We start from the raw sequence: 24,465 nt of genomic DNA, 5'->3' as shown, positions 1-24,465 counted from the left end.
AGGCGCGGGTGGTCATGAAGCCGCTCAGGGCTTGGCGGACGCCGTGGCGACGTTGTGGGACAGGCCCCAGACGTAACTTGCGAGCACGCGGATCTGCGCCTCGGTCAGCCGCTCGTTTTGCGCCGGCATCACGTTCTGCTTGCCGTTGTTGATCATGGCGATGATGGCGGCCTCGCCGTAGCCATGCAGCCAGATGTTGTCGTTGAGCCGCGGGGCGCCCAGCGCCTGGTTGCCGCTGCCGTCGGCGCCGTGGCAGGCTGCGCAGACCGCGAACTTGGGCTTGCCCAGACCGGCGCGCACCGAGTCGTGCGGGCTGCCCGACAGGCTGAGCACGTAGTTGGCCACGTTCTTCACGTCGTCCGCGCTGCCCACCGCCGCGGCCATGGGCGGCATGACGCCGACGCGGCCACCGGCGATGGTCTCGATGATCTTCTCGGGCGTTCCGCCATGCAGCCAGTCGTTGTCGGCCAGGTTGGGAAAGCCCTTGCTGCCGCGCGCGTCCGAGCCGTGGCACTGGGCGCAGTTGTTCATGAAGAGCCGCTCGCCGATGGCACGCGCCGCAGGGTCGGCCGCCACCTGCTCCACCGGCGCGCTCGCAAAGCGCGCGTAGACCGGGGCCAGTTCGGCATTGGCCTTCTCGACCTCGGCCTTGTACTCGCCGGCCGAGCTCCATTCCAGCTTGCCCTGCACGCTGCCCAGCCCCGGGAAGAAGGCCAGGTAGCCCACCGCAAAGACAATGGTGATGATGAACAGGCCCACCCACCACAGCGGCAGCGGGTTGTTGGCTTCGCGCAGGTCCTCGTCCCAGACGTGGCCGGTGGTGTTGTCCTTGTCCGACACCACGCGCTTGCGGCCGGTGAGCCACAGCAGGATGGCGCAGCCCAGGATGCTCAGCACCGTGGCGGCGATGACGTAGTTCGACCAGAAGTTGTTGATGAAATCGCTCATCGTGATCTCTCTCGTTCGATGCGTTGGCGCGGGGCGCTCAGTCCTGCTCGAAGGGCAGCCGCGCTGCCTCCTCGAAGCCGGCACGGTTGCGCCGCGCATAAGCCCAGGCCACGATGCCCAGGAAGAGCACGAAGCACACGACGGTGGCGATGGAACGCAGGGTGGTCAGGTCCATGATGTGGGTACTCCTCGTTCGCTTACTTCAGGGCCCGGCCCAGCGACTGCAGGTAGGCGATGGTGGCTTCCATCTCGGTCTTGCCCTCGACGGCGGCCTGCGCGCCGGCGATGTCCTCGTCGGTGTAGGGCACGCCCACCTTGCGCAGGGCCCGCATGTGGGCCGGCAGGGCCGCGGCGTCGACGGTGTTCTTCTCCAGCCAGGTGTAGGCCGGCATGTTGGATTCGGGCACCACGTCGCGCGGGTTGTTCAGGTGGATGCGGTGCCATTCGTCGCTGTACTTGCCGCCCACGCGCTGCAGGTCGGGGCCGGTGCGCTTGCTGCCCCACTGGAAGGGGTGGTCGTACACGAACTCGCCGGCCACCGAGTAGTGGCCATAGCGCAGCGTCTCGGCGCGGAAGGGGCGGATCATCTGCGAGTGGCAGTTGTAGCAACCCTCCCGCAGGTAGATGTCACGGCCGGCCAGCTGCAGCGCCGTGTAGGGCTTGAGGCCGGCGATAGGCTCGGTGGTGGACTTCTGGAAGAACAGCGGCACGATCTCCACCAGGCCGCCGACGGCGACGACCAGCAGGATCAGCACGATCATCAAAAAGTTGTTGGTCTCGACCTTCTCATGCGAGAAGCCGGTGGACGTGGAGGGCGTCGTCTGGCTCATGTTCTTGTGCTCCGTTCGTTCAGGCATGGGCCGCTTGTGGGGCCGGGATGGTGGCGCGCACCGCACGGCCCGAGATCACGGTCATCCACACGTTCCAGGCCATGACCAGCATGCCGCCCAGGTACAGCAGGCCGCCCAGCAGGCGCACCACGTAGAAGGGGAAGGTGGCCTTCACGCCTTCGGCAAAGGTGTAGGTGAGCGTGCCGTCGGGGTTGATGGCGCGCCACATCAGGCCCTGCATCACGCCGGCGATCCACATGGCGGCGATGTAGAGCACGATGCCGATGGTGGCCATCCAGAAGTGCAGCTCGATGGCCTTGATGCTGTGCATCGTGGTGCGGCCCCACATGCGCGGGATCAGGTAGTACAGCGAGCCCATCGAGATCAGGCCCACCCAGCCGAGCGCGCCGGAGTGCACGTGGCCGATGGTCCAGTCGGTGTAGTGGCTGAGGGCGTTGACCGTCTTGATGGACATCATCGGGCCCTCGAAGGTGGACATGCCGTAGAAGGACAGGGCCACGATCAGGAAGCGCAGGATCGGGTCGGTGCGCAGCTTGTGCCAGGCACCCGACAGGGTCATCACGCCGTTGATCATGCCGCCCCAGCTGGGCGCCAGCAGGATGAGCGAGAACAGCATGCCCAGCGACTGCGTCCAGTCGGGCAGCGCGGTGTAATGCAGGTGGTGCGGGCCCGCCCACATGTAGGTGAAGATCAGCGCCCAGAAGTGCACGATCGACAGGCGGTAGCTGTAGACCGGGCGCTCGGCCTGCTTGGGGATGTAGTAGTACATCATTCCCAGGAAGCCGGCGGTGAGGAAGAAGCCCACCGCGTTATGGCCGTACCACCACTGCACCATGGCGTCCTGCACGCCGGCATAGGCCGAGTAGCTCTTCATCCAGCCCGCAGGCACCTCGGCGCTGTTGACCACATGCAGCAGGGCCACGGCGATGATGAAGGCACCGTAGAACCAGTTGGCCACGTAGATGTGCTTGACCTTGCGCGTGCCCACCGTGCCGAAGAACACGATGGCATACGAGACCCACACCAGCGTGATCAGGATGTCGATGGGCCATTCGAGTTCGGCGTATTCCTTGCCGGTGGTGTAGCCCAGCGGCAGGCTGATGGCCGCGGCCACGATGACGGCCTGCCAGCCCCAGAAGGTGAAGGCCGCCAGGCCCGGCGCGAACAGGCGCGTCTGGCAGGTGCGCTGCACCACGTGGTAGCTCGTGGCGAAAAGCGCGCAGCCGCCGAAGGCGAAGATGACGGCGTTGGTGTGCAGCGGACGCAGGCGCCCGTAGCTCAGCCAGGGGATGCCGAGGTTGAGATCGGGCCAGGTCAGCTGGGCGGCGATGATCACGCCGACGAGCATGCCGACCACGCCCCAGACCACGGCCATCAGCGAGAACTGGCGGACGACCGTGTCGTTGTAGAGCGCCGCAGGTGAGTGGGAGGACTGCATCTTGGGAACCAGGTTGAGGAACTTGTAGGCAGTGTCCGACTCGGTTCGCGCGGGTCGATTGACGGAGATCAATCGCTTTGCAGAATGCGCGCACCTTCCTGTTCCACGTCGTCGAACTGGCCGCGCTCCACCGCCCACCACAGGCCCGCGATGATCAGCAGCACCAGCAGCACCGACAGCGGTACGAGCACGAAGAGGATGTCCATCGCCCTTCTCCTTCAGCCTTGCGGCACCAGCGTGGCATCCGCAGGCATGCGCTCCGCCGAGGCCACTGCCGGTTCGCTTTGTGCAGCATCCATGCGCGACAGGCGTGCACTGTTGAGCACCACCACCAACGAGCTGAGCGCCATGCCCAGGCCGGCCAGCCAGGCCGGCAGCCAGCCCGCCAGCGCCAGGGGCACGCACAGCGCGTTGTAGGCGGCGGACCAGGCCAGGTTCTGCCGCACGATGCGCAGCGTGCGCCGCGCCTGCGCCACGGTGTCGGGCACCGCGTGCAGCGAATCGGCCAGCACCACGAAGTCGGCCCGCGCCTGCGTCAGCGGCACGGCGTTGCCGAAGGCGAAGGAAGCATCGGCCTGTGCGATCACCGGCCCGTCGTTGAGGCCGTCGCCCACCATGGCCACCGCCCTGCCCTGCGCCTGCAGGCGGCGCACCTCGTGCAGCTTGTCCTCGGGGCTGCAGCCGCCGCGTGCCGTGTCGATGCCGGCGCTGGCCGCCAGCCGCTGCGCCGCGGCCTCGCGGTCGCCGGACAGCAGCCGCGGCGCCAGGCCCTGGGCCCGGAGCCGCGCCATCGCGGCCGGTGCTTCCGGCCGCAGGTCTTCGGCCAGCGCGAAGCTGGCCACCCAACCCTCGTCGTCGCTCAGGTGGACCTGCATGGCGTCGGTCTGCAGCGCACGGGCCTCGCAGAAAGCCGCGCTGCCCAGCCGCACATGGCGCACGGGCGCATCGGCGTGCTGCGGCCGCAGGATGCCCTGCAGGCCCTGACCGTGCAGCTCCTGCACCGCTTCGGCACGCCATGCGGGCGGCAGGCGATGCTGCGCGTCCCAGACCTGGCGCAGTGCCCGCGCGGCTGGGTGCAGCGAGCCTTCGGCCAGCGCCACCGCGAGTTCGAGCGCATCGCCCGGCAGCGTGCCGCGGCGGCTGTAGACGCGGTCCAGCCGTGGCGTACCGCGCGTGAGCGTGCCGGTCTTGTCGAAGACCACCGTCTGCACCGTGGCCAGCGATTCCAGCGCCTGCATGTGGGCCACCAGCACGCCACGCCGCGCCAGCGCACCGGCGCTGGCGAGCATCGCTGCGGGCGTCGCCAGCGAAAGCGCGCAGGGGCAGGTCACGATCAGCACCGACACCGCCACCATCAGCGCATGGCCCGGGTCCACCGGCCACCACCACAGTGCGGCGCCCCCCGCCGCAAGCACCACCGCAAGCAGGAAGGGCCGTGCGATGCGGTCTGCCATTGCAGCCAGACGCGGGCGCTGCATGGCCGCGCTTTCCATCAGCGCGACGATCTGCGCGAAGCGCGTGCCGCTGCCCACCTGCCGAACCATCACCAGCACCGGCGCCGACAGGTTGTGGCTGCCCGCATGCACCGTCTCGCCATGGGGCTTGGCGACGGGACGCGACTCACCGGTGAGCAGCGCCTCGTCCGCCAGCGTGTCGCCTTCGATCACGAATCCGTCGACCGGGAAGGCTTCGCCCGGCCGCACGCGCAGCACGTCGCCCACCTGCACGCGCCGCAGCGGCACGCGCTCGAAGCCGCCATGGATCTGCCGCCGCTCGGCCGTCTCCGGCAGCCGGCCGGCCAGTGCATCGAGCGCACCGGCCGTGCGGTCGCGCAGCCGCGACTCCAGCCAGCGACCCGTGAGCAGGAAGAACACGAACATGGTGAGGGAGTCGAAATACACCTCGTGGCCCAGCGGCCCTTCGGGGTCGAAGGTGCCCGCCGTGCTCACCACGAAGGCGATGGCCATGCCCAGCGCCACGGGCACGTCCATGCCGATACGACCGTGGCGCAGATCGCGCCAGGCGCTGCCAAAGAAAGGCCCACAGGCGAAGGCCATGACAGGCAGCGTGAGCACCCAGGAGGCCCAGCGCAGCAGGCGCTCGATGTCGGGCGTCATCTCGCCCGGGCCGGCCACGTAGGCCGGCAGCGCATACATCATCACCTGCATCATGCAAAGACCGGCCACCAGCCAGCGGAAGAGCGCGCGACGGGCCTCCTTCTGGCGAGCGATGCGCAGCGATGCATCGGCGGCGGGCGCGAAGCGGTAGCCCGCCTCGGCCACGGCCGCGAACCAGCGCGAGGGCTGCACCTGTGCCGGCGACCAGACGACACGGGCACGCCGGCTCGCGGCATTGACCGTCACCTTGCGCACGCCGGGCAGGCGCAGCAGCGCGTCCTCGATGGTGAAGGCACAGGCTGCGCAGTGGATGCCCTCCACGCCCACCTGCGACTCCCAGTCGCCTCCGGCATGCAACTCGCGGCCGAAGACAGACCATTCGGCCGGATCGTCGAGCGCATCGAGGGCCTGGATGTCGGCCTGGGTCGGTGCGCCGATCGAGCCGAGAGGAAGGGCAGCTTGCATGCACCGATGCTGCGCGAACCCACTCTCCAGAGCGTTGACCTTGGTCAAGTTTCGTCCGCGGTCGGCTGCCTAAGCTCGCGTCACATCAACACGGAGCCCACACCATGTACCAGCGCATCCTCGTCCCCACCGACAGCTCCAGCCTGTCGAAGAAAGCCGTCCAGCACGCCACCGCGCTCGCACAGAGCAGCGGCGCCGAGATCGTGGTGCTGAACGTGGTGCCGCGCTACCCGGTGAGCTACCTCGAAGGTGCCGTGGTGTTTGAAACGCAGGACGTGGCGCGCATCGAGAAGCAGTGGTCCGAGCAGGCACGCGAGCTGGTCGACAAGGCCGTGGCGCAGGTCCAGGCCAAGGGCGTGAAGGCCCGCGGTGCGGTGGTCAAGTCCGACCTGGTGGCCGAGTCGATCATCAGTGCCGCGCGCAAGCACAAGGCCGATCTCATCGTGATGGCATCGCACGGCCGCAAGGGCATCAAGCGCCTGCTGCTGGGCAGCGAGACGCAGCATGTGCTCACCCATTCCACATTGCCCGTGCTGGTATTGCGCTGAGCAGCCGGCCCCGGCCCCACACTGGGCTGCGCCCTCGAGGCGCATGTCTTCACTCACATAAGGAGCAAGAGCAATGAAGATCGTCGTCGCCGTGGATGGCAGTGAGTTCACACGCAAGGCGTTGGACTACATCGCCGCCCAGCGAAGCATGTTTGTCGATGGCCATGAGCTGCTGCTGGTGCACGTGTGCCCCGGCCTGCCGCCGCATGCCAGCCGCCACATCGCGAAGGACACCCTGGCCGAGTACTACAACGAAGAAGGCGCCAAGGTGATCGATCCGGTGAAGCAGCAGCTGCAGGGCCTCGGCATTGCCAATGCCTCGGTGCAGACCCGCCACGGGCAGGCCGCCGAGGAGATCGTGCGCGCCGCCAAGGAAGGGGGCGCGGGCCTGATCGTGATGGGCACCCGCGGCCAGGGTGCGCTGGGCCGCGCGCTGATGGGCTCGGTGGCCACCAAGGTCATCGCCGAAACCGACCTGCCGGTGCTGCTGGTGCAGTAAAACCTGCGCCACTCCCCATGCCGCTTCGCGGCTCCAGGCGGCCGCCAGAGGCGGCTGCTCTTCGGGCACGTCCAAGCCTGCGCAGGCAGGCTCGGAGCCGCGGCCCTCCGCCCCTCTCTGGCGCCTTCGGCTTGGAGGGGGGCGCACTCAGAGGCCTGGCAAAGCCAGTTCCTCGGGTGCTCTCGCATGGCCTGCTGCGCGGCCCTTCGATCAATCGGGCTGCGCCGGTTTCATGCTGGGCAAGCCGATTGCCGAATCAGGTGAACAGGGCCTTGTGCTGGTCGCGCAGCAAGGCCTTCTGCACCTTGCCCATCTGGTTGCGCGGCAGCTCGTCGACGACGAAGCAGCGCTTGGGGATCTTGAAGTTGGCCAGCTTGGCCTTGAGCTCGGCCACGATGGCCTCGCCGTCGGGCGAGGCGCCCGGCTTGCCCACCACCACGGCCACACCCACCTCGCCGAAGTCGGGATGGGGCACGCCCACCACCGCGCTCTCGGCCACGCCGGGCATCTCGTTGATGTAGCCCTCGATCTCGGCCGGGTAGACGTTGTAGCCGCCGCTGATGATCAGGTCCTTGCTGCGGCCCACGATGGTCACGTAGCCCAGCGTGTCGACCTTGCCCACGTCGCCGGTCTTGAAGAAGCCGTCGGGCGTGAACTCCTCCTTGGTCTTCTCGGGCATGCGCCAGTAGCCGGCGAACACGTTGGGGCCGGTCACCTCGATGTTGCCGATCTCGTCGCGCTCGCAGTCCCGCGGCGGCTTGCCGTCTTCGTAGGCCCGCACCCGCAGCTTGACGCCCGGCAGCGGAAAGCCCACCGTGCCGCCGCGCCGCGCGCCCTGCACCGAGGTGTAGGGGTTGGAGGTGAGCATGATGGTCTCGCTCATGCCGTAGCGCTCCAGGATGGTGTGGCCGGTGCGCGTCTGCCAGTCGTTGAAGGTCTCGATGAGCAGCGGCGCCGAACCGCTGATGAACAGGCGCATGTTGTCGCAGGCCGCCAGGCTCAGCGTGGGCTCGGCCAGCATGCGCACATAGAGCGTGGGCACACCCATGAAGACCGTCGCCTCGGGCAGCTTGGCGATGACGCGCTTGGGGTCGAACTTGCCGAACCAGAGCATCTTGCTGCCGTTGAGCAGCGCGCCGTGGATGGCGACGAACAGGCCGTGCACATGGAAGATGGGCAACGCATGCAGCAGCACGTCGCCGTGCGTCCAGCCCCAGTAGGTCTTGAGCACCTCGGCATTGCTGCGCAGGTTGCGGTGCGACAGCATCGCGCCCTTGCTGCGGCCGGTGGTGCCGCTGGTGTAGAGGATGGCCGCCAGGTCGTCGTCGGCCTTGCGCACGATCTCGTGCTCGGCGCTGCAGGTGGCCGCATGGCCCAGCAGCGTGCCGGTGCGGTCGTCGTTCAGCGTGAACACCCAGCGCGTGCCCGCCGTCTTGGCGATGGGCTCCACCCAGTCGAGGGTGGCGCTGGTGCACACCACCACCTCGGGCTCGGCGTTGCCGATGAAGTACTCCATCTCGGCACGCTGGTAGGCGGTGTTGAGCGGCAGGAACACATAGCCCGCGCGCAGCGTGGCCAGGTACAGCAGCATGGCCTCCACCGACTTCTCGACCTGCACCGCCACCCGCGCCCCCGGCTTAAGGCCCAGGCTGCCCAGCAGGTTGGCGATCATGGCGCTGGCCCGCTCCAGGTCGCGCCAGGAATAGGCCAGGCCGTCATCGGTTTCGACGGCGATCTCGTCCAGGTCGTGCGGGAAGGCGGCGCGCAGCGCGGCAAAGAGGTTGGCGTTGGGCGTGGAGCTCATGAAGGGCGGAAGACGAAGGGGCGGTTGGAGGGGGAGGGGTTCTTGGGCAGGGGCCGAGTATTCCCGGATTCAGCCGAAGCGGGGCGGCCTTTTGGCGAGAAAGGCGTCGATGCCCTCGCGGTGCTCGGCCGTGTCGGCGTAGTCGTAGGCGCCCGACAGCAGTTGCTTCATCTCGCCCGCGGCCAGGGCGCGGAAGGTGGCTTTGTGCAGCCGGGCGGCCTGTGGTGCCAGGTTGGCGATGCGCTGGGCATGGCGCCAGGCAGCGTCGGGCACCTCGGCATCGGGCAGCACATCGAGCAGGAAACCCGCCGCGAGCAGTCGCGGTGCCGAATGAACGCCGGCGGCCAGCAGCATGTCGCGCGCCAGGGCGTCACCGATCTGGCTGCGCACCAGCGCGGCCTCGCGCGGCGCCATCGGGAAGCCCAGCTTGGCGATGGGCGCGCCGAAGCGGGCGCCGGCGCCCGCCAGGCGGATGTCGCAGCAGCTGGCAATCTCCAGCCCTGCGCCCATGCAGGCGCCCTCGATCTGCGCCACCAATGGCACCGGGCAGGCCAGGAGCGCCGCCAGGGCGCCCCAGACCTCCTCCTCGTGGAAGTGCCGCAGGCTCGCCACGTCGTAGCGGAAGGCCGGGTACTCGGAGATGTCGCCCCCGGCGCAGAAGGCGCCGCCCTCCCCGCATACCACCACGCAGCGCACGCTGGCGTCGGCCGCAAGGCCCTCGGCGGCGGCCCGCAGCGCGTGCCACATGCCGCGCGTCATGGCGTTGAGCCGGCCGGGGTTGCGCAGCGTCAGGGTGGCGATGGCGCCTTCACGCGCCAGGTCGATCGCATCGTTCTTGTCGCTCATGGACGGCGAATCTATTCGAGTTTGGCCCCCGAGGCCTTGACCACCGCCGCCCAGCGCTTGACCTCGGCCGAAACGAACTGGCCATAGGCCGCGCCGGTCAGGTTGGGGATCTCCGAGCCGTTGCTGGCCCAGATGGTTTTGAGCTCATCGGCAGCCAGCGTGCGGCGCATATCCTCGGTGATGCGCGCGGCCAGTTCGGGCGGCGTGCCCTTGGGCGCCCACAGGCCGTACCAGGTGGTGACGGTGTAGTCGGGCAGGCCCGACTCGCTGGCGCTGGGCACGTCGGGGAAGGCGGCATTGCGCTGCGCGCCCGAAACCATCAGCGCCTTGATGCGTCCGGCCTTGATGTGCTGGGCCGACGAGCCCAGCCCGTCGAAGCCGCAGTCCACGTTGCCGGCGATCAGGTCCTGCAGCATCGGGCCGGCGCCGCGGTAGGGGATGTGGGTGATGAAGGTGCCGGTCTGCAGCTTGAACAGCTCGCCGGCGAGGTGGTGTGACGTGCCCGCCCCCGCCGATGCGTAGTTGAGCTTGCCGGGGTTCTGCTTGGCGTAGGCGATGAATTCCTTGATGCCCGGCTGCGTGACGCGCCGCGGGTTGACCACCACCACCTGCGGCACGTTGGCCAGCAGCATCAGCGGCACGAAGTCGCGCTCGATGTCGTAGTCGAGCCTGGGGTAGATGGCCGGCGCGATGGCATGGTGCACGGCGCCCATGAACAGTGTGTGGCCGTCGGGCGCACCCTTGGCGGCGATGCTGGCGCCGACGGTGCCGCCCGCGCCCCCGCGGTTGTCGATCACCAGCGTGTGGCCGGTCGCCTTGGTGAACTGCGCTGCCAGTGGCCGCGCGAAGGCATCGGTGCCTCCACCGGCCGGGAAGGGCACGACCAGCGTCACGGGCCGGCTGGGCCAGGTGCTCTGCGCGCGCACGCCGGCGCAGGCGGCAGCGGCGCCGGCCGCGGCCAGGCGCAGCAGGCTGCGCCGATGGATCGGTTGGGGGGTCATGGCTTGTCTCCGTCTCTCGTCTTGGATGCGCCGGGGCCGGCGGCGCTTATGGAATGGGATCGGCCCGAATTTCAGACAGGGCTCAGAGGAGCAGCCCCTCGATGTCGCCCGACAACGGCACCTTGCCGTCGGCGAGCGAAGCGCGGTGCTTGTCCAGGCGCTTGAGGTCGTACAGGTAGTTGACCATCAGCCCCCAGGACTGCTTGACGCCCTTGGGCGACAGGTCGGCCGCCCAGTTGAGCCGCTCGACCCGCGCGCCGTTGCCGAGGTGGAAGCGTGCCACCGGGTCGGCCGGCTTGCCATCCTGGCCGACCCGACCCAGGTACTCGGCCGCCAGGTGCAGCAGCGTCTGACGCAGCGGCGAGCGCTCGCCCAGCGCAGGCGCATCGTCCAGCGCCGCCAGCAGGCGGTCGGCCGTGGGCGGCAGGCTGCCCAGATGCCGGCCCAGCGCCTGGGCCTGCTTGTCGGGCAGGCGCGGCAGCAGCGCGGCAGCCTGGCCGCCCAGCCATTGGCGCAGGCCCGGAATCGGCGAGAGGGTCGCGAAGTTCTTGAGCTTGGGGAATTCCTCGCGCAGCGTCTCCACCACGCGCTTGATCAGCGAATCGCCGAAGCTCACGCCCCGCAGGCCGGTCTGCGTGTTGCTGATCGAATAGAAGATCGCCGTCGAGGCCTTGTGCGCGGGCGCTGCGGTGGCGGCCTCGTCGAGCAGCGGCGCGATGGCTTCGCTGATGGCGTCTGTCAGCGCCACCTCCACGAAGATCAGCGGCACGCCGGGCAGCCTCGGATGGAAGAAGCCGTAGCAGCGGCGGTCGGTGTCGTCCAGCCGGTTCTTGACGTCGGACCAGCTCTTGATGTCGTGCACCGCCTCGTACTCGATCAGTTTCTCGATCAGCGAGGCGGGCGAATCCCAGCTGATGCGCTTGAGGTCGAGGAAGGCGACGTCGAACCAAGTGGAAAAGAGCTGCTCCAGCTCGGCGTCGAGCGCGGCCAGCCGGCGGTCCTTGCGCACGGCGGGCAGCAGCTCGGCCCGCAGCCCGACTAGGAAGCGCAGTCCTTCCTCGGGGATGGCGAAGCGCTGAAGCAGACGGGCCCGGGGCGACGCCGAGGCGCGGCGCAGCCTGGCCTCGGCCTGCGCCTGCTCGGGCGAGCCGGACTCGGCGGCTTCGTATTGCTCGCGCGCGGTGCGCAGCTTGGCGCCATCGGGGGCGAAGCATTCGGCCATCAGCAGCCAGACGTCACGGCGCTCGTCGGCGGTCAGCGCCTGGTAGGCCGTCATCACGGCATGGGCGCGGCGGCCGGCTTCGACCTCGCTGGTCCGGCTGTCGGTCACGCCCTGCAGCTCTTCGAGCAGGCGCCGCAGCGCGCGGGGCGGCAGGGCCTCGCCATGGCGGCGCAGCGTGGCGGCCATGCGTTCGCTCAGGGTGCGGGGCGGGCGGCTGTCGCCCGACGGGGGTGCCGCGTGCCGGGCAGGCGCCGGGTCCTTGGCCGGCGCGCCAGGACGCAGCATCGAGACACCCTTGGACAGCCAGTCGGGTGGGGTTTTGCTCATCGGATTCACAAATTTGATCAACCGGGACAACGCGAGGGCCCGGGCCTGCGTTGTGCTTTGATGCCAGCGGCGCACGCCGACGGGCACCCTCTTTGTACACCGTGACCGAGCTTTCCCATTCCCCCACCGACACCGCCCGGGACGCGACGCGACCTGTTCCTACAGCAGCCGTCGCCCTCGGCTGGCAGCGCGCCAAGCCCTGGGTGATCGCTGCCGCGGCCGTGCTGCTGTGTCTGCTGCTCGCCGCCGCGCTGCGCGGCCTGGCCAACGAGGTGCGCTACGACGACGTGATGAAGGCCATTGCGGGCACCCACGAGCTGGACATCCTGCTCGCGCTGATGGCCACCGCGGCCAGCTACCTCATCCTGACCGGCTACGACTTCTCCGCACTCGCCTATGCCCATGCCCGGGTGAAACCCGGCACGGTGTTGCTGACCTCCTTCACGGCCTATGCGCTGTCCAACACCATCGGGCTTGGCCCCCTGACCGGCGGGGCCGTGCGCACGCGGCTGTACACGGCGGCGGGGCTCAAGGCACACCAGGTGGCGCAGGTAGTGGTGTTCAACGCGGCGGCCTTCGGCCTGGGCATCACGGCCTTCGGCGCGGTGGCCCTGCTGTGGGGGGCGCCCGAGGTGGCCGACCTGGTGCGCCTGCCGGCCGAGCTGCTGCAGGCCGGCTCGGCCCTCGTGCTGATCGGCGTGGCCGTGTTCCTGGCGCTGTGCCGCCGCCAGCGCAGCCTTCAGCTCGCCGGCCGCTGGCGGCTGCGGCTGCCGCCGGCCGGCCTGGCGGTGCGGCAGCTGGTCATCTCGGCCTTCGAACTCACGGCCTCGGCCGCCGCGCTGTGGTTCCTGCTGCCGGGCGAGCGCATCGACCTGCCGGCCTTCACCGCCTTCTATGCCATCGCCATCGTGGCGGGCATCATCAGCCACGTGCCGGGCGGCGTGGGCGTGTTCGAGGCGGTGATGTTGATGGCCACCCGCAACGACGTGCCGGCCGAGTCGATGCTGGCCGCCCTCGTGCTCTACCGCGGCATCTACTACATCGTGCCGCTGGTGGCGGCCACGGCCCTGGTGCTGGGCTGGGAGCTGCGCAGCGGGGTGGGCACGCCCATCGCCCGCGCCGCCACGCGGCTGAGCCCGCGACTGCTGGCCGCCCTGACGCTGGTGGCCGGGCTGTGGCTGATCGCCTCGGGCGTGACGCCCTTCACCGAAGACGCGCGCGAGTTGCTGGCCACGCTCGACGTGCCGCTGCCGCTGGTGGAGGCCTCGCACTTCCTGGGCAGCGTGGCCGGGCTGGGGCTGCTGCTGGTGGCGCGCGGGCTGTTCCACCGGCTCGATGCGGCCTGGTGGGCGGCGCTGGTGCTGGCCGTCGTCTCGGCGGTGCTGGCCCTGCCCAAGGGCATCGCGCTGCATGAGGCCGGCCTGCTGGCCACGCTGGCCGTGCTGCTGGTGGTCTCGCGCAAGCAGTTCGACCGCCGCTCGTCGCTGCTGTCGATGCGGCTGGAGCCCGGCTGGCTGATCGGCCTGGGCGCGGTGTTGGCGGCCTCGCTGTGGCTGCTTTTCTTCGCCTACCAGGAAGTGGCCTACAGCCATCGGCTGTGGTGGCAGTTCGAGCTGGACGCGCAGGCGCCGCGCTCGCTGCGCGCGCTGCTGGGCGTGGCGCTAGCCGGCATGGCCTACGGCCTGTGGCAGCTGCTGCGCCCGCCCGTGGGGCATGCCGCCGCGCCCACGGCCGAAGACCTGGACCGCGCCGCCGCCATCGTGGCCGCCAACCCGCGGGCCGAAGCCTGCTTCGCGCTCACCGGTGACAAGCACCTGCTGTTCTCGCCCTCGGGCCGCAGCTTCCTCATGTACGGCAAGCAGAACCGCTCGTGGATCGCGCTGTACGGCCCGGCGGGCGACAAGGCCGAATGGGCCGAGCTGGCCTGGCGCTTCGTCGAGATGGCGCGCACCCACGGCGGGCGGCCGGCCTTCTACCAGGTGCGCCCGGCCAGCCTGCCGCTGTACCTGGACTGCGGCCTGCAGGCCTTCAAGCTGGGCGAGCATGCGCACATCGAACTGCCGCAGTTCGACCTCAAGGGCGCCAAGCGCGCCAACCTGCGCTCGGGCATGAACCGGGGCGAGCGCGAGGGCCTGGTGTTCGAGGTGATCGAGGGCGCCGCGCTGGAAGCCGCCCTGCCCGAGCTGCGCGCCGTGTCGGACGCCTGGCTTTCGCGCCAGAAAACGCGCGAGAAGGGCTTCTCGGTCGGCCGCTTCGACGAGGAATACCTGCGCCGCCTGCCGGTGGCCGTGGCCCGGCGCGAGGGCCGCATCCTGGCCTTCGCCAACCTGCTCGTCACCGCGCCGGCCGAGGAGGCCGCCGTCGACCTGATGCGCCACCTGCCCGATGCGCCGCCCGGCACCATGGACTTCCTCTTCGCCAAGGTACTACTGCACCTGAAGGACCGCGGCTTCCAGCGCTTTGCGCTGGGCATGGCGCCCATGGCCGGCATGGCCGAACGCCGCCACGCGCCGCGCTGGCAGCGGCTGGGGCGTCTGCTCTACGAGCATGGCGAGCGCTTCTACAACTTCCGCGGGCTGCGCAGCTTCAAGGACAAGTTCGAGCCCGTGTGGGAGCCGCGCTACCTGGCCGCGCCCGGCGGCGTGGCACCGCTGTGGGTGCTGCTGGACCTGGCCGCGCTGATTGGCGGCGGCACCAAGGGCGTGATCGGCAAGTGATGCCGCGCTGCCCGCTTTTGATTTCCTTCGCATGACATTGCCGACCTCCTTATTGCGCCGCGCCCTGGCGGCCGCCGCCTCGGGCCTTCTGATGGCCTGCGCCGCCATCGCCCAGCCGTCCGTCCCCGTGCCCGCCGGCGGCACCTTGCCCCAGCCGGCCAAGCGCATCACCCGCGAGATCTTCAAGGACGTGCCGCTGTACCGCCCCGCCGGAGCGGTGCAGCAGTTCGTGGTGCTGCTGACTGGCGGCGACGCGCCCTCGCCACGCGACCTGCGCCTGGTGCAGGCCATGACCGCCCAGGGCGCCATGGTGATCGCCGTGCCCGGCCTGGGCTTCTACCGCAGCCTCGCGGCGGTCAGCCAGCAGTGCGTGCACGGCCCTGGCGCGCTGGAGAACTTCGCGCGCTTCGTGCAGGCCGGCGAGAAGCTCCCCACCTACATCGAGCCGATCCTGGTCGGCACCGGCCAAGCCGGGGCGCTGGCCTACGGCCTGCTCGCGCAGTCGCCTGCGGACACCTACACCGGCGCGCTGTCGCTGGACTTCTGCCCGCGCCTGGCACTGCCGCTTCCGATGTGCGGGGACGAGAACTTCCGCAGCCGTCCGGTCGCCGGCGAATCCACGCAGCCCGGCCGTCCTGCGCAGACGCTGCGGCCGCTGGAGCCCGCCTTCGACCTGCAACCCGCCAAGCGCCTGGCCGGCGCCTGGACGGCCATGGGCGCGGATCCGCGTGCCGCGGCCTGCGCCGCGGGTCCGCAGGCGCCGGCCGCCTTCACCGCCCAGGTGCCCAATGCCCGCTGGGTCGCGCCTGCCGAGGCCCAGTTGGCCGACGCACTGCCGCCCGGCTTCGACGCAGCATTCGCGCAAATGGCCGCGCAGCGCGCCGGCCTCGCCCTGCCGCCCAGCCAGCTGGCCGACCTGCCCGTGACCGAAGTGCCGGTGCAGGGCCCGGGCAAGCGCTTCGCCGTGCTGGTGTCGGGCGACGGCGGCTGGGCCAGCATCGACAAGCGCCTGGCCGCCGCCCTGGCCAAGGACGGCATTCCCGTCGCGGGCCTGGATTCGCTGCGCTACTTCTGGACCCGCCGCACGCCGGAGGGCGTGGCCGCGGACCTGGACCGGCTGATCCGCTACTACGCCGCCCGCTGGGGCCGCAGCGAGGTCTTGCTGCTGGGCTATTCGCAAGGCGCCGACGTGCTGCCCTTCGCCTACAACCGCCTGCCGGAGCGCACCCGCGCCAGCGTCAAGCTGCTCGGCTTGCTGGGCCCCGGCGAGAAGGCCGCCTTCGAATTCCACGTGAGCAACTGGATCGGCAAGAGCGGCGACCAGCCGATCGCCCCCGAGGCGAAGCGCCTGCCCGCGGGCCTCACGCTGTGCGTCTACGGTACCGAGGAGAAAGCCGATTCGCTCTGCCCCCGGCTGGATGCGACGCAGGCCAAGGTGCTGCCCATGCCGGGCGGCCACCACCTGGGCGAGAACTACGAGGACCTCGCGGCCAAGGTGCTGCAGGCGGCACCGCCCTTGCGCTGAAAGCGGTCAGCGCATGCGCTGAGGACGGCTGCTTGGCCGCATGCGCCCCGACCGCCGCGCCTTGGGGCGCCGCCGCCTTCGGTCGTCGCGACGCCGGACCGGCCTGCATCACGACAATCGCCGCCCATGTCCGACCGCCCCGCCCGCAAATCCGGCAGCGCCCGCCGAGCCGCCCAGCCCCGCCCGCTGCCGGTGGACGAGGGCCTGGGCCCGAGCTGCGTGGCGCTGCCGCCCGGCGACTGGGCGACGGTGCTGGCCTTCCTGGCTGAACGCTTTCCGATGGTGCCGCGTGCCGACTGGCAGGCCCGCATGGCCGCCGGTCGCGTGGTGGCCGGCGACGGCAGCCCGCTCGACGCGCACACACCCTACCGCAAGGACCTGCGCGTCTGGTACTACCGCGAATGGGCCGACGAGGCGCCCGTGCCCTTCCAGGAGACGGTGCTGTTCCGCGACGAGCAGCTGGTGGTGGCCGACAAGCCGCACTTCCTGCCCGTCATGCCCAGCGGCCGCCATGTACGCGAAACGCTGCTGGTGCGCCTGAAGCAGCGCCTGGGCCTGGACACGCTGGTGCCCATCCACCGCATCGACCGCGAGACCGCTGGACTGGTCGTCTTCAGCGTGCAGCCGGCCACGCGGGGCGCCTACCAGCGGCTGTTCGCCGAACGGGCGGTGCGCAAGCAGTACGAGGCCATCGTGCACTGGCCGCCGCCCGCGCCGCTGCCGGCGGTCTACCGCAGCCGGCTGGCCGACGTCTTCATGCGCAGCGAGACGGTGCCCGGCGAGCCCAACGCCGAGACCGCCATCGCCGTGCGCGAGGTGCGCGGCGACGTCGCGCTGCTCGACCTGGCCCCGCACACCGGCCGCAAGCACCAGTTGCGCGCGCATTGCGAGGCGCTGGGCGTGCCGATCGTGGGCGACGGCATCTATCCGGTGCTGCGGCCGGAAGGGGCGGACGACTGGCAGGACCCGCTGCGGCTGCTCGCGCGCGGCCTCGCCTTCGATGATCCGGTGACCGGAGAGGCACGCGCGTTCCGCAGTGCGCTCTCCCTGGATTGGCCGTCCGCGGACTGAGCGGCATCGGCCATCGAAAAGTGGCCAGATCCGTGGGCTGATTGTCCTTGTGGCCACGCGCGCGGGGGCCCACACTTCCCGCCATGCCCGCCGCCGCCTCGCCCCGCACCATTGCCTGCCTGCTCTATGCCGACTGCATGAGCCTGGACGTCACCGGCCCGATGCAGGTCTTCGCCACCGCCAACGACGTGGCGCAGCACGGCCATCGCCGGGCGGCGCCGTACCGGCTGCAATTGCTCGCCGAGACGCCTGTGCCCGTCGCCACGTCCGCCGGCATGCGCCTCGTGCCCGATGACGCCTGGCCCACCGTGGCGGCTGACGACATCGACACCTTGCTCGTGCCCGGCGGCGACGGCGTCATCGCCCAGCGCGGCAACGCGGCGCTGCTGGACTGGCTGCGCAGCGCCGAGCCCCTGGTGCGACGCCTTGGCTCGGTCTGCTCCGGGGCGCTGCTGCTGGCCGAGGCCGGCCTGCTCGACGGCCGCCGCGCCACCTCGCACTGGTCGCGGCTGGCCCAGCTGCGCGAGCGGCATCCGGCCGTGCAGGTGGAGCCCGACTGCCTGCACACCTTCGAACCCGGCAGCGTGCAGGACGGGCATGTCTTCACCTCGGCCGGCGTGACAGCGGGCATCGACCTTGCCCTGGCGCTGGTGGAGGCCGACCTGGGCCGGCCGATGGCGCTGGCCGTGGCGCGGCAACTGGTGATGTTCCTGCGCCGGCCGGGCGGGCAGGCGCAGTTCAGCGCCCTGCTCGCGCCCGAGCCGCGCCGCACGCCCCGTCTGGCCGCGCTGCTCGACTGGCTGCCCGGCCAGCTCGGCGGCGACCTGTCGCTGGAGCGCCTGGCGGCCCAGGCCTGCCTGCCGCCGCGCACGCTCACCCGCGCCTTCCAGAAGGAGCTGGGCACCTCGCCCGCCCGCTACATCGAGCGACTGCGGGTGGAGACGGCCAGCGCCCTGATGGCCCAGGGCCAGGCCTCGGTCGCCACGGTGGCCCGGCTGTGCGGCTTCGGCCATCCGGAGAACCTGCGCCGCAGCTTCCACAAGCACTACGGCGTAGGGCCGCAGGCCTGGGCGGAGCGGTTCGGCAGCGGCGTCGTCGATCCGGCGCGAGCCAGCGCCTGACCCGCCTCCCGGCCTTGCCGGCTATGGCCCCTCCCCCTCTGGGGGAGGCTGGGTGGGGGCCGCGCGCGCTCACGACGTGCCACCCGACCGAACTCCCACCACCGCAACCACCACCCGCCATGCTCACCCTGCTCCGCACCCACGCCAGCCTGCGCCTGCTCTTCATTGGCCAGGCGCTCTACTGGTCCTGCTCCATCATCGGCATCGCCCTGACCGCGCTGGTCGGCGCCCGGCTGGCGCCGCTGCCGTGGCTGGCGACGCTACCGCTCGCGCTGCTGGTGGCCGGCAACCTGGTCGCCGTGCGACCGCTGGCGGCGGCCATGCAGCGCCACGGCCGGCGGCGGGTGCTGGTGGCCGGGGCGCTGGTCGGCGTGGCGGGCGGGCTCACGGCCTGCATTGCCATCGTGGCGGACAGCTTCGCGCTCTTCGGCCTGGGCATTGCGGGCGTGGGCGTGTACCAGGCTTCGTCGGCCTATTACCGCTATGTGGCGCTGGAGGCAGTCGAGGCCGAATGGCGCGGCCGGGCCGCCGCCTGCGTGCTGGCCGGTGGCGTGTGCGCGGCCGTGTTCGCCCCGTCGCTGGCGCTCGCCGCACGGCATTGGCTGATCACGCCCTTTGCCGGCGCCTATCTGGCCATCGCCGGCTTGGCCGCCGTCGCCGCCCTGCTGCTGACCCGCTTGCCGGAAGTCGCAGCGGCCACCCCCGCGGCCGGCCAGGCGTCCGCGACCCGCTGGCGCACGCTGCTGGCCCGCCCCGCGCTGCGCGCCGCCATCGTCATGACGGGGGTCGGCCACGGGCTGATGATCCTGGTGATGAACGCCACGCCGCTGGCCATGGCGGACTGCGGCTTCGCCGTCGAATCGTCGGCGCGGGTGATCCAGTGGCATGTGCTGGGCATGTTCCTGCCCGCCTTCTTCGCCGGCGCCCTGGTGGACCGGCATGGCAGTCGCCGGGTGGCCGCCGTGGGCATCGCCGTGCTGGTGGCCAGTGCCGCGCTGGCCCTGTCGGGCGTGGCCCTGGTGCAGTTCGCGGCCAGCTCGCTGCTGCTGGGCATAGGCTGGAGCCTGATGATCGTGGCCGGCACCACGCTGTTGACCGAAGCGCATGCGCCGTCGGAGCGGGCCGGCGCCCAGTCGCTGATGGAATTCGCCAACGGCGGCACGGCGGCGGCGATGTCCTTCGCCTCCGGTGCGCTGCAGTCGGGCATCGGCTGGACGGCGATCAATGCCGCGATGCTGCCGATGCTGGCCGGGGCCGCCTGGCTCCTGTGGTCGACCCGGCCGGCGCTGCTTCGCCCGGCCTGAACCGGCTCAGGCGTTGGCCAAGCGCGGTTGCTTCGGCGCCGTGGCGTAGAGCACGATGCCGGCCAGGATCATGGGCACGCACAGCCACTGGCCCATGCTCATGTTCAGCGCCAACAGGCCCAGGAAGTCGTCCGGCTCGCGGAAGTACTCGGCCACGAAGCGCATCACGCCATAGCCCATCAGGAAGACGGCCGACACCCGACGCTCCAGCCGCGGCTTGCGCGCATACAGCCACAGGATCACGAACAGCAGCAGCCCTTCGAGCAGGAACTGGTAGACCTGCGACGGATGCCGCGGCAGCATCGAGCCGCTCTGCGGAAACACCATGCCCCAGGGCAGATCCGGCGATGAGAAGCGGCCCCACAGCTCGCCGTTGATGAAATTGCCCACGCGGCCCGCCGCCAGGCCCGTCGGCACGCAGGGCGCCACGAAGTCCATCAGCTGCCAGAAGCGCCGCCCGCGCGCCCGCGCGAACCACGCCATCGCGGCAATGACGCCGATCAGCCCGCCATGGAAGCTCATGCCGCCGCGCCAGACCATGAAGATCTCCAGCGGGTTCGACAGGTAGTAGCCCGGCTTGTAGAACAGGCAGTAGCCCAGCCGGCCACCCACGATCACGCCCAGCACGCCGAAGAAGAGGATGTCCTCCACGTCCTTGCGCGTCCAGGCCGCGCTGCCGGTCATCGAGGCGTAGGGCTCGTGCCGCAGCCGGCGCGTGCCCAGGAAGAAGAACAGACCGAATGCCGCAAGGTAGGTCAGGCCGTACCAGTGCACGGCAAGCGGGCCGATCTGCAGGGCGACCGGGTCGATATGGGGGTACATCAGCATGGCGCGCATTGTGCCCGCCGCCCCATGGCGAGGCGCTGACGCGCCGTTGCGAATGCGTCTGATCGGCTGCCGCATCCGCATGCAGAACGCGGCGTGGGGGGCATTGCCCGCGTGCGCTTCGCCAAAGCAGAGCACGGGCGGATACTCGCGGCGTTTTTGTCTTCGAAGAATCACACCATGCAGGGCAACCCCCAAGTCATCGACTACCTGAAGGACCTGCTGCGCGGCGAGCTCGCCGCTCGCGACCAGTACTTCATCCATTCCCGCAACTACGAAGACCAGGGGTTCGGTCGCCTGTACGAGCGCATCAACCACGAGATGCAGGAAGAGACCGAGCATGCCGACGCGCTGATGCGCCGCATCCTGATGCTCGGCGGCCGGCCCGACATGAGCCCCAAGGCCTTCACCCCCGGCCTGACCGTCGAGGAGATGCTGCGCAAGGACCTCGACACCGAGTACGAGGTGCGCGACGCCCTGCGCAAGGGCGCCGCCCTGTGCGAGAGCGTGGGCGACTACGTCAGCCGCGACATCCTGGTCGCCCAGCTGCACGACACCGAGGAAGACCATGCCTACTGGCTCGAGAAGCAGCTGGGCCTGATCGACAGGATCGGCCTGCCCAACTACCTGCAGTCGCAGATGGGCGAAGGCGACTCCGCCACTTCGGCCGGCTGATCAGCCGGCCTCGCCGGCCTCGGCCCGCGTCCGCAGGAAGCGGACGAAGCGCGCCAGGGCCGGTGGCTGCCGCTCCGCCAGCCACACCAGGCTGGTTTCGCAGGACGGCAGCGTCACCTTCTTCCCCCCTCGCTCCCTCAGTTCCTCCGCCCGCCGGTAGACCACGCCAGCCCGGCTGAAGGCCGTCACGCTGGCCGGCACCCAGGCCACGCCGAGGCCACCCGAAACCAGGTTGACGATGGTCTGCATCTGGATCGCCTCCTGCGCCACGCGTGGGCGCCGGCCATGGGCGGCATAGAGCTGCATCACCGCGTCGTGCACGCCGGGCAGGATGCGGCGTGGGTACAGCACCAGCGGCTCGTCCATCACCTCGGCAATGGCCGGACGCGCCTGCTGCGCCAGGGCTTGGGCGGCCGGCAGCGCCAGCACCAGTGGCTCCTGGGCCACCGCCAGCCGGGCCAGCCCGGCCGGCGCGGCGCCGGGCGGATGCAGCAGCAGGCCGGCATCGATGTCGCCGCGGGCCAGGGATTCCAGCTGCACGTCGCCGGTGGCCTCGACCAGTTCCAGCGCCACCTGCGGGCTGTGGTCGCGGAAGTCACGCACCCAGCCGGGCAGCCGGTCGAAGCCGATGGTGGAGACGAAGGCCAGGCGCACCCGCCCCGCCTCGCCCGAGTCGGCCGCCCGCGCCCGGGCCGGCAATGACCGCGCCTGGGCCAGCAGAGCCCGCACCTCGGGCACCAGCGCCTCGCCCGCGGCCGTGAGCGCCACGCGCCGGCGCGTGCGGTCGAAGAGCTGCACGCCCAGCGCGCGCTCGAGCTGGGCGATGGCCTGGGTAACGGGCGGCTGCGTCATGTGCAGCCGCTGCGCCGCGCGGCCGAAGTGCAGTTCCTCGGCCACGGCCAGGAACTGCCGCCAGGCGCGCAATTCGATCAGGGCCTCTTCCTTCATTCGTCCAGCATATCAATCCGTCCGCCAAATAGGATTGGAAGCAATCACACGCCGCACCGAGAATGCCGCCCATCCCACGAACCGCGGAGACTTCCCCCATGGCTACCCCACCGATCAAGATCAACCGCCGCAGCGCCAACATCACCGAAGGCAAGAGCCGCGCGCCCAACCGCTCGATGTACTACGCCATCGGCTACGAGGCGGACGACTTCGCCAAGCCCATGGTGGGCGTGGCCAACGGCCACAGCACCATCACGCCCTGCAATGCCGGCCTGCAGAAGCTGGCCGACGCGGCCGTGGCCGGCATCGAGGAAGCCGGCGGCAACGCCCAGATCTTCGGCACGCCCACGATCTCCGACGGCATGGCCATGGGCACCGAGGGCATGAAGTACTCGCTGGTCAGCCGCGAGGTCATCAGCGACTGCATCGAGACCTGCGTCCAGGGCCAGTGGATGGACGGCGTGCTGGTGGTCGGCGGCTGCGACAAGAACATGCCCGGCGGCATGATGGGCATGCTGCGCGCCAACGTGCCGGCCATCTATGTCTACGGCGGCACCATCCTGCCGGGCCACTACAAGGGCCAGGACCTGAACATCGTCAGCGTGTTCGAGGCCGTGGGCCAGAACGCCGCCGGCAACCTGAGCGACGAGGACCTGCTGCAGATCGAGCGCCGCGCCATCCCCGGCACCGGCTCCTGCGGCGGCATGTACACGGCCAACACCATGAGCTCGTCCTTCGAGGCGCTGGGCATGAGCCTGCCCTACTCGTCGACCATGGCCAACCCGCACGACGAGACGCAGAACTCGGCCAAGGAATCGGCCAAGGTGCTGATCGAGGCCATCAAGCGCGACCTCAAGCCGCGCGACATCGTCACCCGCAAGGCCATCGAGAACGCCGTGTCGGTCATCATGGCCACGGGCGGCTCCACCAATGCGGTGCTGCACTTCCTGGCCATCGCCCATGCGGCGGGCGTGGAATGGAGCATCGACGACTTCGAGCGCATCCGCCAGCGCGTGCCGGTCATCTGCGACCTCAAGCCCAGCGGCCGCTGGCTGGCCGTGGACCTGCACCGCGCGGGCGGCATTCCGCAGGTGATGAAGCTGCTGCTCAACGCCGGCCTGCTGCACGGCGACTGCATCACCATCACCGGCAAGACCATCGCCGAGACGCTCAAGGACGTGCCCGACGTGCCGCCCAATCCGGAGGTGATCCGGCCCATCGACAAGCCGCTGTACGCCCAGGGCCACCTGGCCATCCTGAAGGGCAACCTGAGCCCCGAGGGCGCCGTGGCCAAGATCACCGGCCTGAAGAACCCCGCGATCACCGGCCCGGCCCGCGTGTTCGACGACGAGCAGTCGGCACTGCAGGCCATCCTGGCCGGCAAGATCCAGGCCGGCGACGTGATGGTGCTGCGCTACCTGGGCCCCAAGGGCGGCCCCGGCATGCCCGAGATGCTGGCGCCCACGGGCGCGCTGATCGGCGCCGGCCTGGGCGAGAGCGTGGGCCTGATCACCGACGGCCGCTTCTCCGGCGGCACCTGGGGCATGGTGGTGGGCCACGTGGCGCCCGAGGCGGCGGCCGGCGGCACCATCGCGCTGGTGCACGAGGGTGACTCCATCACCATTGACGCCAAGACGCTGCGCCTGGAACTGAACGTGCCCGAAGACGAGATCGCCCGCCGCCGCGCCGCCTGGAAGGCGCCGGCCCCTCGCTACACCCGCGGCGTGCAGGCCAAGTTCGCCTTCAACGCGTCGAGCGCCAGCCTGGGCGCGGTGCTCGACCGCTTCTGAGCCTGCCGGGGCCGCTCTCCAGCGGGGAGAGGCCCCGGTCTTTCAGGGCTTGCGCCGCGCGCTGCCGCGGCGTGTGCCCAGGCCGAGCGCGTCGCGCTGGCGGTCGACGCGATCCTGCCGGCGGGCGTCATCGCGCTCCATGGCCCGGCGGGCGGTGTAGCCGGACCAATCGGCAAAAGCCCACCACAGCATCGCGGCCGGAAAAGGCAACAGTACGATCCACCAGGCGAGCCCGGCGAACAGGCCGACCTCGAAGTACTTCAACGCGATTGCCAACAACCCCACGACCAACAGCCACATGTTCCGCTCCTCGTTCCGACAGCCCGCCGCGCGCAGCACGAGCCAGATTGCAAACGACTGTAACGCCGTCGGCCGCCCTGCAGGCGCCGTGTCCGGCCAGCGATGGCTGATCGCCACACTCGG

The 24,465-nt window shown here is 70.4% G+C and carries 22 protein-coding genes; 9 read left to right on the top strand and 13 right to left on the bottom strand.

All coding sequences use genetic code 11. From position 1 onward, the window contains the following. Positions 1 to 24 precede the first annotated feature (24 nt). The 6 genes from ccoP to BXA03_RS01655 form a co-directional block, all read right to left on the bottom strand. Complete coding sequence (ccoP, locus tag BXA03_RS01680) at positions 25 to 948, bottom strand: cytochrome-c oxidase, cbb3-type subunit III (protein WP_076503426.1); 924 nt, start codon at positions 946 to 948, stop codon at positions 25 to 27. A gap of 37 nt (positions 949 to 985) precedes the next feature. Further along, positions 986 to 1,123, bottom strand: a complete 138-nt coding sequence (locus BXA03_RS01675) for a CcoQ/FixQ family Cbb3-type cytochrome c oxidase assembly chaperone (RefSeq protein WP_017761489.1) — start codon at positions 1,121 to 1,123, stop codon at positions 986 to 988. 22 nt (positions 1,124 to 1,145) lie between these two features. After that, entirely contained in the window at positions 1,146 to 1,778 is a 633-nt protein-coding gene (ccoO, locus tag BXA03_RS01670; protein ID WP_076503425.1) for a cytochrome-c oxidase, cbb3-type subunit II, read from the bottom strand. Between the two features lie 19 nt (positions 1,779 to 1,797). Then, complete coding sequence (ccoN, locus tag BXA03_RS01665; RefSeq protein WP_043118453.1) at positions 1,798 to 3,237, bottom strand: cytochrome-c oxidase, cbb3-type subunit I; 1,440 nt, start codon at positions 3,235 to 3,237, stop codon at positions 1,798 to 1,800. A gap of 68 nt (positions 3,238 to 3,305) precedes the next feature. Next, positions 3,306 to 3,443 (bottom strand): cbb3-type cytochrome oxidase assembly protein CcoS, encoded by a 138-nt coding sequence (gene ccoS / locus BXA03_RS01660; protein WP_017761492.1) that lies wholly within the window; start codon positions 3,441 to 3,443, stop codon positions 3,306 to 3,308. A gap of 12 nt (positions 3,444 to 3,455) precedes the next feature. Next, positions 3,456 to 5,819, bottom strand: coding sequence for a heavy metal translocating P-type ATPase (locus tag BXA03_RS01655; RefSeq protein ID WP_076503424.1), 2,364 nt, complete (start codon positions 5,817 to 5,819; stop codon positions 3,456 to 3,458). Positions 5,820 to 5,923: 104 nt separating this feature from the next. Here BXA03_RS01655 and BXA03_RS01650 point away from each other — a divergent pair, with 104 nt between their 5' ends. Together BXA03_RS01650 and BXA03_RS01645 are read left to right on the top strand one after the other, a co-directional pair. Further along, complete coding sequence (locus tag BXA03_RS01650; protein ID WP_076503423.1) at positions 5,924 to 6,367, top strand: universal stress protein; 444 nt, start codon at positions 5,924 to 5,926, stop codon at positions 6,365 to 6,367. Between the two features lie 73 nt (positions 6,368 to 6,440). Next, a complete protein-coding gene (locus tag BXA03_RS01645) occupies positions 6,441 to 6,866 on the top strand; it encodes a universal stress protein (RefSeq protein WP_076503422.1) in 426 nt (141 codons plus the stop codon). Between the two features lie 256 nt (positions 6,867 to 7,122). On the opposite strand, the gene BXA03_RS01640 is transcribed toward BXA03_RS01645, so the two are convergent. From BXA03_RS01640 to BXA03_RS01625, 4 genes are all read right to left on the bottom strand, one after another. Further along, positions 7,123 to 8,670, bottom strand: a complete 1,548-nt coding sequence (locus BXA03_RS01640; RefSeq protein ID WP_076503421.1) for a malonate--CoA ligase — start codon at positions 8,668 to 8,670, stop codon at positions 7,123 to 7,125. 69 nt (positions 8,671 to 8,739) lie between these two features. Further along, positions 8,740 to 9,516, bottom strand: a complete 777-nt coding sequence (locus tag BXA03_RS01635; protein WP_076503420.1) for an enoyl-CoA hydratase/isomerase family protein — start codon at positions 9,514 to 9,516, stop codon at positions 8,740 to 8,742. Positions 9,517 to 9,527: 11 nt separating this feature from the next. Further along, entirely contained in the window at positions 9,528 to 10,517 is a 990-nt protein-coding gene (locus BXA03_RS01630) for a Bug family tripartite tricarboxylate transporter substrate binding protein (protein WP_076503419.1), read from the bottom strand. Positions 10,518 to 10,599: 82 nt separating this feature from the next. Continuing rightward, positions 10,600 to 12,066: a malonyl-CoA decarboxylase gene (locus BXA03_RS01625; protein WP_076503679.1), complete on the bottom strand. Its 1,467-nt coding sequence runs from the start codon at positions 12,064 to 12,066 to the stop codon at positions 10,600 to 10,602. A 101-nt stretch (positions 12,067 to 12,167) separates the two neighbouring features. Between BXA03_RS01625 and mprF the strand changes: the two genes are divergently transcribed. From mprF to BXA03_RS01600, 5 genes are all read left to right on the top strand, one after another. Next, complete coding sequence (gene mprF, locus BXA03_RS01620; RefSeq protein WP_076503678.1) at positions 12,168 to 14,783, top strand: bifunctional lysylphosphatidylglycerol flippase/synthetase MprF; 2,616 nt, start codon at positions 12,168 to 12,170, stop codon at positions 14,781 to 14,783. 31 nt (positions 14,784 to 14,814) lie between these two features. Beyond that, the gene (locus BXA03_RS01615) at positions 14,815 to 16,308 is read left to right on the top strand and encodes a virulence factor family protein (protein WP_076503418.1); all 1,494 of its coding nucleotides are present in this window, start codon (positions 14,815 to 14,817) and stop codon (positions 16,306 to 16,308) included. A 126-nt stretch (positions 16,309 to 16,434) separates the two neighbouring features. Next, positions 16,435 to 17,379: a pseudouridine synthase gene (locus BXA03_RS01610; protein ID WP_076503417.1), complete on the top strand. Its 945-nt coding sequence runs from the start codon at positions 16,435 to 16,437 to the stop codon at positions 17,377 to 17,379. 83 nt (positions 17,380 to 17,462) lie between these two features. Then, positions 17,463 to 18,500: a GlxA family transcriptional regulator gene (locus BXA03_RS01605; RefSeq protein ID WP_076503416.1), complete on the top strand. Its 1,038-nt coding sequence runs from the start codon at positions 17,463 to 17,465 to the stop codon at positions 18,498 to 18,500. 119 nt (positions 18,501 to 18,619) lie between these two features. Next, the gene (locus BXA03_RS01600) at positions 18,620 to 19,804 is read left to right on the top strand and encodes an MFS transporter (RefSeq protein WP_076503415.1); all 1,185 of its coding nucleotides are present in this window, start codon (positions 18,620 to 18,622) and stop codon (positions 19,802 to 19,804) included. Between the two features lie 6 nt (positions 19,805 to 19,810). On the opposite strand, the gene lgt is transcribed toward BXA03_RS01600, so the two are convergent. Beyond that, positions 19,811 to 20,632 (bottom strand): prolipoprotein diacylglyceryl transferase, encoded by an 822-nt coding sequence (gene lgt / locus BXA03_RS01595; protein WP_076503677.1) that lies wholly within the window; start codon positions 20,630 to 20,632, stop codon positions 19,811 to 19,813. Between the two features lie 177 nt (positions 20,633 to 20,809). On the opposite strand from lgt, the gene bfr reads away from it, so the two are divergent. Beyond that, positions 20,810 to 21,304, top strand: coding sequence for a bacterioferritin (gene bfr, locus BXA03_RS01590; RefSeq protein ID WP_076503414.1), 495 nt, complete (start codon positions 20,810 to 20,812; stop codon positions 21,302 to 21,304). Here bfr and BXA03_RS01585 read toward each other — a convergent pair whose 3' ends face one another. Then, positions 21,305 to 22,252, bottom strand: a complete 948-nt coding sequence (locus BXA03_RS01585; RefSeq protein WP_076503413.1) for a LysR family transcriptional regulator — start codon at positions 22,250 to 22,252, stop codon at positions 21,305 to 21,307. Positions 22,253 to 22,350: 98 nt separating this feature from the next. Here BXA03_RS01585 and ilvD point away from each other — a divergent pair, with 98 nt between their 5' ends. After that, a complete protein-coding gene (ilvD, locus tag BXA03_RS01580; protein ID WP_076503412.1) occupies positions 22,351 to 24,042 on the top strand; it encodes a dihydroxy-acid dehydratase in 1,692 nt (563 codons plus the stop codon). A gap of 42 nt (positions 24,043 to 24,084) precedes the next feature. Here the strand turns inward: ilvD and BXA03_RS01575 are convergent, their stop codons facing one another. Next, positions 24,085 to 24,342, bottom strand: coding sequence for a TIGR04438 family Trp-rich protein (locus tag BXA03_RS01575; protein ID WP_076503411.1), 258 nt, complete (start codon positions 24,340 to 24,342; stop codon positions 24,085 to 24,087). Positions 24,343 to 24,465: the final 123 nt, after the last annotated feature.

Source organism: Pseudacidovorax sp. RU35E (genome assembly GCF_900156165.1).
Lineage (GTDB): Bacteria > Pseudomonadota > Gammaproteobacteria > Burkholderiales > Burkholderiaceae_C > Xenophilus.
The sequence above is the reverse complement of the archived record's forward strand: the minus strand, read 5'-3'. Positions and strand labels throughout refer to the sequence as shown.